Source organism: Ruegeria sp. O4 (assembly GCF_056535125.1).
Genome location: NZ_JBQERO010000044.1, coordinates 1 through 2,214, shown reverse-complemented (window position 1 = coordinate 2,214; position 2,214 = coordinate 1). Strand labels below are relative to the sequence as shown.

Sequence of the window (2,214 nt, the reverse complement as noted above, 5' to 3'; positions counted from 1 at the left end):
AGAGATGGACAAAACCTGGAAGGTTTACGGGCTTAACCTCGCCAGCTTTGATGTACTGGCGACTCTGCGCAGATCCGGAAAGCCTGAAGGCCTGTCGCCGGGGGAATTGCTTGACCTGACCATGGTGACATCGGGGACAATGACCAACCGAATTGACCAGCTCGTCAAGGCCGGCTTGGTCGAGCGCGCGCCAAATCCGGAAGACAAACGCGGCTTCTTGATCCGATTGACGAGGGACGGGTTCTCAAAAATCGAAAATGCCGTCTCAGATCACGTTGAAACACAACATCGGCTTATGAACGGTTTATCGCCCGAGCAGCGCGATAACTTGAATGGACTGCTTAAAGCACTGGGCGAGGCGGTTGACGAAGATACGAAATAAATACTGATAAATTAAGCGCCTCCCAAGAAACCATCACATTTTCAGAACATGGCGCACCTTGGAAACAGGGCACCTGCAGTCGAGTAAAGCATTCGCGAAACACTGGTGAACTTTGCGCAACTCGATTGATATATAACTGTCCACCCTACGCAATAAAAACTGATTTGTTACGCACCCATGTCACAAACTCCACGCCTGCCGCGTCCTGTTTCTATACACCCGAATACAGGAGCACCTCATGCAATCCCGCCTAAACCACTTCGCCGTTGCCCCGCAACTTATGCAGCCAATGCTCGACATGGAGGAATGCCTCAAAACATCCGGCCTTGAGCACAGTCTAATCGAACTGGTAAAATTGCGCGTGTCGCAGATCAACGGCTGCGCTTTCTGCATTCACATGCACACCCATGACGCGCGTGCGCAGGGTGAGAGTGAAGACAGGCTTCACTTACTGAACGCGTGGCGAGAGTCGTCTCTTTATTCCGGGCGTGAACGCGCCGCTCTTGCCTGGGCCGAAACGCTGACCCGCATCGAGCAGAATGGTGCACCGGATCACATCTATAAAGAGATGGCCGTTCAGTTTTCAGATCAGGAAAAGATCGCCCTAACGCTGGTTGTGACAACGATCAATGCCTGGAACCGCATTGCTATTGGCTTTGCAACGCCACATCCTGCCGCCAAGGAGGCCTCGGCCGCATGAGTCATATGATTTCACCCGTCAACGACCAGATTTTTGTCGATCTGCGACCGCGCTTGTTTGCGGTCGCCTATCGAATGCTGGGCACCGTTGGCGACGCGGAGGATGTAGTACAGGACGCATTTTTGCGTTGGCAGAAGGTTGATCATGCCAGTGTGCGGGACGCGACGGGTTTTCTGATCCGAACCGTCACGCGGTTATGTTTGGATCACATGCGGGCCGCGCGTATTCGACGCGAAACATATCCCGGCGAGTGGTTGCCGGAACCACTGATCACAGATGATGCCACCGAGCGACTGGACCGTGACGTCTCAGTGGCACTCCTACTGGCGCTGGAGCGGCTGACACCTCTCGAGTGGGCAGCATTTCTGCTCCACGATGTGTTCGAGCAATCATATGACGAGCTGGCATCGGCACTGGAACGCACACCTGAATCCTGCCGCCAGCTTGTCAGCCGAGCGCGGAAACATGTGCAGCGCAGCAAACCTCGAACACAGGTTGAGCCGCAACAAGGCGAAGCCATCGCCAAGGCATTTTTCATGGCCGCCAAAAGCGGCGACACCGACGTTCTTACCAAATTGCTTGCGCAAGACGTAAGATTTGTTTCGGATGGCGGCGGCAAAGTGCTGGCGACACTCAATCCGATTTTGGGCCGAGATAAGGTGATGCGGCTATTGTCTGGATTGGCGCGTAAATACTCTGATCAATCTGTCCAGCAATGGCAATTCTGCCACCTGAACAATCTGCCATCGATCCTCAGCCATGAAGCGAGCGGCCTTTTGCAAACGATGTCGTTGGAGATCGAATACGACGTGATTACCGCTGTTTACGTTGTTCGCAATCCGGAAAAGACACGTCATCTGTCGTTCGACGAACACACGCCCATTAGTGGCGGCCTATCTGACTAGGATGACTACATACGGAGAAAACACCGGCCCTGAGCCGACATCCAACGACCCATCTGGATTCTGCGGTCGCAGCCCGCATTGCGGTCCTTTGCCGCGAGCGAAAAATTCCATGCAGGTCGAACTTACAGATCGCGGACATAGTGTTGAAAAATTCCGTTGATTGGTTTGCCTGTCGCTGATTCACTCGTTTTTGAGAGTGGAGGTGCGGTGATGATGGGACCGAGGCA

Annotated in this window: 3 protein-coding genes; all 3 read left to right on the top strand. The window is 53.8% G+C overall.

The genetic code is table 11. The annotated features are described in order from the left end of the window. The coding region (locus ACR0J7_RS20400; RefSeq protein WP_480915471.1) for a MarR family winged helix-turn-helix transcriptional regulator at window positions 1-382 on the top strand (382 nt) is incomplete at its 5' end. Between the two features lie 238 nt (window positions 383-620). Next, on the top strand, window positions 621-1,082 hold the full coding sequence (locus ACR0J7_RS20395) for a carboxymuconolactone decarboxylase family protein (RefSeq protein ID WP_170592554.1): 462 nt from the start codon (window positions 621-623) through the stop codon (window positions 1,080-1,082). Further along, window positions 1,079-1,987 carry a sigma-70 family RNA polymerase sigma factor gene (locus ACR0J7_RS20390; protein WP_480900893.1) on the top strand — a complete coding sequence of 303 codons (909 nt, stop codon included), beginning with the start codon at window positions 1,079-1,081 and terminating at the stop codon, window positions 1,985-1,987. Before ACR0J7_RS20395 ends, ACR0J7_RS20390 begins: the two co-directional genes overlap by 4 nt. Window positions 1,988-2,214 lie beyond the last annotated feature (227 nt).

Excerpts from the sequence above, each read along its gene's own strand:
- ACR0J7_RS20395 (WP_170592554.1), top strand. The coding sequence starts at position 621 with ATGCAATCCCGCCTAAACCACTTCGCCGTTGCCCCGCAACTTATGCAG.
- ACR0J7_RS20390 (WP_480900893.1), top strand. The coding sequence starts at position 1,079 with ATGAGTCATATGATTTCACCCGTCAACGACCAGATTTTTGTCGATCTG.